General features: G+C 53.6%; 5 protein-coding genes. 3 read left to right on the top strand and 2 right to left on the bottom strand.

Annotation, left to right across the window (positions count from 1 at the left end):
* Window positions 1-1,048 (top strand): AarF/UbiB family protein (locus AC6F7T_RS06410; RefSeq protein WP_500717171.1); only part of this gene is annotated, 1,048 nt, incomplete at its 5' end.
* A 116-nt stretch (window positions 1,049-1,164) separates the two neighbouring features.
* The gene (locus AC6F7T_RS06405) at window positions 1,165-2,118 is read left to right on the top strand and encodes an FAD-dependent oxidoreductase (protein WP_500717170.1); all 954 of its coding nucleotides are present in this window, start codon (window positions 1,165-1,167) and stop codon (window positions 2,116-2,118) included.
* Between the two features lie 16 nt (window positions 2,119-2,134).
* Here the strand turns inward: AC6F7T_RS06405 and AC6F7T_RS06400 are convergent, their stop codons facing one another.
* Together AC6F7T_RS06400 and AC6F7T_RS06395 are read right to left on the bottom strand one after the other, a co-directional pair.
* The gene (locus tag AC6F7T_RS06400; RefSeq protein WP_500717169.1) at window positions 2,135-2,821 is read right to left on the bottom strand and encodes a DUF554 family protein; all 687 of its coding nucleotides are present in this window, start codon (window positions 2,819-2,821) and stop codon (window positions 2,135-2,137) included.
* Between the two features lie 177 nt (window positions 2,822-2,998).
* Window positions 2,999-3,475, bottom strand: coding sequence for an SRPBCC family protein (locus tag AC6F7T_RS06395; protein ID WP_500717168.1), 477 nt, complete (start codon window positions 3,473-3,475; stop codon window positions 2,999-3,001).
* Window positions 3,476-3,788: 313 nt separating this feature from the next.
* Between AC6F7T_RS06395 and AC6F7T_RS06390 the strand changes: the two genes are divergently transcribed.
* Window positions 3,789-4,148, top strand: a complete 360-nt coding sequence (locus tag AC6F7T_RS06390) for a hypothetical protein (protein ID WP_500717167.1) — start codon at window positions 3,789-3,791, stop codon at window positions 4,146-4,148.
* The last annotated feature ends 219 nt before the right edge of the window (window positions 4,149-4,367 follow it).

Raw genomic sequence — 4,367 nt, 5'->3', positions numbered from 1 at the left:
CATCGAATCCGTCCTGGCAGCATTTACCAGAGTCATTCGCCAGGAAGTCAGCATGACTCAGGAGCTGGCCAATCTGGAGCTCTTCAGCCAGACCTACAGTGATGCCGGGGTGCGCTTTCCGGTTCCGGTAAAAGCGCTGTCCAGCGATGATGCCCTGGTCATGAGTTTTGAAGAAGGGGCACGAATCGATGATGTCCGTCAGATTGAGGCCTGGGGGGTGGATTTCTCCGCGCTGATGAATACCCTGGTGCTGTTTTACACGGAACAGATGCTGGTCAAGGGGTTTTTTCATGCTGATCCGCATCCCGGCAATCTGCTGGTGACTCCGGAAGGGCAGCTGATCCTTCTCGATTTCGGTATGGTCAGCCGGATCCCGCAGGATATGCGTCAGGCGATGATCTATGCGGTCAAAGCCGCTTACGAACGTGACTATCAGCTGCTGGTTGGCGCGACCCGGCGCATGGGGATGTTAACCGAAGAGGCTGACGTTAGTGATTTAAGCCGGATTGCGGAAAACCTGTTCGCTATTTTTGACAGCGACCATCTTGATGCCGCGAGTATGCAGGGGCTGGCTTTCGGGGTGTTGGAATTGTTGCATGATCAGCCGTTCAAGTTACCCCAGGATGTCATCTATGTGATGCGGGTGAGCTCTCTGATTGAGGGGCTGGGCACTCAGTATGTCAATAACTTCAATGGGATAAAGGATATTTTGCCGATCCTGAAAGAAAATTTGCCGCGTGCATTAGGTGAAGATCGTGGTGTCGCGGAGCGACTCAAGCGCGAGCTGGTGCAGTTGCCCCTGACCTTGACCCAGGCGCGCACGGTCATCGAACAGGCCCAACAGGGTGACCTGACGGTGCGCATGGCGCGACCCGACCGGGATTATCTGGTGGAAAAGGTAAGTAAGCAACTACGCCGACTTGGCCTGATGATTTTTTTTCTGGCGCTGGCGTTTTACTTTCAACAATGGGCCGGCCGACCTGGAACCCTGCTGTCAATGGCCAGTCTGGTTCTGGCTGCCTTGATGCTGCGTACTAAAAAAAGATGAGCTAAAAAGGGGATAAATACGGCCTGTGTTAACACGCACAAGGAGAACCTTCCTGAACATTCAAGCGGATTTTTCAAAGAACAGCTGAGGCGCAATAACAACAGCAGGAGATCATCATGAAAACAGCAGTGGTCGGGGCCGGGATGGCAGGAGTAACCATCGCGCGCCAGCTGGCGGGACAAGGAATGGAAGTAACCCTTTTTGATAAGAGCAAAGGAACCGGTGGGCGCATGTCGAGCCGAGCCTGGCAGGGGGGGTGGATCGACCATGGCGCACCCAGTTTTGCCGCCCGGACCGAGGCGTTTGCCGGCTATCTGCGGGCTCAGGTTCCGTCCAATGTCTATCAGCCTTGGCCGGCGCGAGTGCGGGGGGTTCCAAACAATGATGAGCTCGTCGGCTATATTGGCGTGCCGCGTAACAGCAGTATCACCCGATCGTTGCTTGGTGCTATCAACTTTCAGCCATCGACGCGTATTGCCGGACTGGAGCGCGAAGATAACCGTTGGTTGCTCTTCAATGACGGTGAAACTTTGTTGGGGCAGTGGGATCTGCTGGTGGTGACGGCTCCGGCACCCCAGACCCTTGTTCTGGTACGCGGGATTCCGGAGCTGGAAAAACAGGTGCAACAAGCCGAGATGGAACCCTGCTGGGTGGCAGCGGTACAGCTCACTAACCCCTTGAACGAGGGGGCTGAGGTGATGATTGATCCCGCCCCGGGGTTGCGACGGATTATCGATAACAGCGCCAAGCCCGGTCGTAACAATAACGGGGTGTATCTGTTGCAGGCGACCGCCGACTGGTCGCAGGAGTACCTCGAAGAACCACCTGAGCAGGTTGGCGCCAGGCTGTGCGATCTGTTCGGTCAAAACTTTTCTCCGGCACAGCGGCCGCAACTGCTATTCGCTCATCGCTGGCGCTATGCCTTCACAAAAAAGTCACTAGAAAAAGACTTCTTGTGGAGCCAGGGTTTGCAAATAGGTATTTGTGGTGACTGGTGCCGCGGACGCACAGTAGAAGATGCCTGGACCAGTGCCATGGCTCTGGCCGGGAAAATCAGCGGGGAAAGCTGACGTTGTTTATTGGTAATCAGGCCAATTGAAACAGCCACATCAAACCAATCGCGACAGCCACAGCCGGTAGCAGGTTGCCGACCGGCAAGCGTTTTAAACCCATCAGATCCAGGGCAATGGCCGTGATCAGCAGACCGCCAACAGCGTTCATTTCGACAATAACAGTCGGGGTCAAAAGCGCGCGACTCATCTCCGCCGCCAGGGTGATGGCGCCCTGATAAAAAAACAGGGGGATGATGGCAAAAATAACACCTATACCCAGGGTCGATGCCAGAGCGATGGAGGCAACGCCATCGAGAAAGGCTTTGGCGTATAGGATGGTTGGTTCATCCCCCATGCCATCCTGCAGGGCTCCCATGATCGCCATGGCGCCGACACAATAGAGCAGGCTGGCAGTGACAAACCCCTCGGCAACCTTGCCCATCCCGGAAAAACGCTGCTGCAGGCGCAGACCAAAGGAACCGAGCCGTTTTTCAATGGCCAGCAGTTCACCGATCAGACCACCGGCAATCAGGCTGCCGATGACGATCATGATCTGTTGACTTTGCAGAGCCAGTTGCAGGCCGATCAACAGCACCGCCAGCCCCAAGCCCGCCATCAGGGTGTTTCTGATGGTAGCAGACAGATAGCGTCCCACCCAGCGACCGATCAACGATCCGACGACGATAGCGATAACATTAACAAGGGTTCCCTGAAGCAGCATGTGGTAGTCCGACCTGATCTGGTTTGAATAGGCGCGGGTCGCAATATATCCGGCTCGATGGCTGATTGACGCTGCGCACCATAGCGCAAAACAATCAAAAGGGAAATGTGGAATATTAGCGTTTCCGGACGCAGATACAAGCAGTTGAAAAGTCCGGTTGCTTTGTGGTCGCCGGATTCAGGTACCGGCGTCGCCATTAGCTGGCGGAAATAGTTCCAGCAGTTTACCGCGCCGATAGTCGAAAATTTCGCGCAACATCTGTTCCACCTTGAGGGAATGGACAATCTTGCCCAGGGGGCCAAAAGGGAGTGCGTAGGTGACATGGTCGAGCATCTTGGTCTTTTTAGTGCCCAGGCTTTCAATCTGGTGATAGTGATACCAGAGGCGATAGGGGCCGAGGCGCTGTTCATCGACAAATGAAATCCCCTCACGGATATGTTTGATTTCCGTTAACCAGCGGTGGGTGCCGAAAAATGGAATGCGAATGCGGTACTGGATGGTCAGTCCGTTATACATGCGTTCGGGCAGTTCAGAGACAATCCGGAAATCAAGATCGGGCGGCGTCAGCAGATTGAGGTTGTTGGGTGTCGCAATAAAGTTCCAAAGGGTCTCACAGGGAGCATCAAGAAGTATTTCACGGTGAAGTTCATGCATGTCAAAGCCCCTTCAGGTTGAGAGTGAAAACACTCAGCTGCCAGTGATTGCCTCCTCACTTTACCTCAAAACTCCCCGGAAAAGCAGTCCCATCAGGATTTTTTTTGCCTTATTTTCCCCCAAAAAATCACTGTAAGATACTGAAATGAAAGAAAAGTAACCCGACATCCAGAGTCATTCCAGTCGATGTCCAATGCGCCAGCGATTTTTGTCGGCTATAACTGAAATCAACACGAAGCAAGACGGGCAAGGCGAAGGCAAAAGAAACAGACCCAAAGATCACCTTCGCAACCTTCAGACTAAGGAGGAACATATGAAAAGGACCCTGGCACTTTTATTGGCAGCAAGTTTGTTTCTGATAGCCCCGGCGGTGGCCTCAGCATCTCGCACTGGTGGTCATGGTGGCGGACACACGGTTGTTACCAGGGAAAAGGTGGTCATTCATAAAACCACCCAGCAACGTGACCATCGTTATGATCGCTCAGATCGACGTGATTACCGACATCAACCACAATATCGTGGTCCAGCGCGGCATGCCCCGGCCCATGGTTATTACAAAAATCATCAACCGTACCGTCACCAGACTAAAAAGGTGGTAAAACACCAGGTGCCGGTTCCGCGCAATTCCGTTATTATCGGTGTGCCAAGCGTTATCATTCGTCTAGGATTTTAACCACATAGGGTGTTGACGAACCGGTCAACATGATGTGTAACTATTCACCACTATCCTTGTGCAGGGCCTTTGGGTCCTGTGGCAGGCGTGTTTGTCGCCATGGATGGCTGAATGATGAGTTTGTGGGCGTAAGGGTTTTCTCTAGGGGCGACGCACGTGTCGCCCGATTGTTTTATCTACATCAACATCAACACCAGGGTCGCGGGGTCGCGGCCTCTT

Source organism: Pelovirga sp. (genome assembly GCF_059864205.1).
This window is presented reverse-complemented; position numbering and strand designations above follow the sequence as displayed.

Bases quoted from the DNA above. Each gene is read 5' to 3' on its own strand.
- AC6F7T_RS06405 (WP_500717170.1), top strand. From the start codon at position 1,165: ATGAAAACAGCAGTGGTCGGGGCCGGGATGGCAGGAGTAACCATCGCG.
- AC6F7T_RS06400 (WP_500717169.1), bottom strand. From the start codon at position 2,821: ATGCTGCTTCAGGGAACCCTTGTTAATGTTATCGCTATCGTCGTCGGA.
- AC6F7T_RS06395 (WP_500717168.1), bottom strand. From the start codon at position 3,475: ATGCATGAACTTCACCGTGAAATACTTCTTGATGCTCCCTGTGAGACC.
- AC6F7T_RS06390 (WP_500717167.1), top strand. From the start codon at position 3,789: ATGAAAAGGACCCTGGCACTTTTATTGGCAGCAAGTTTGTTTCTGATA.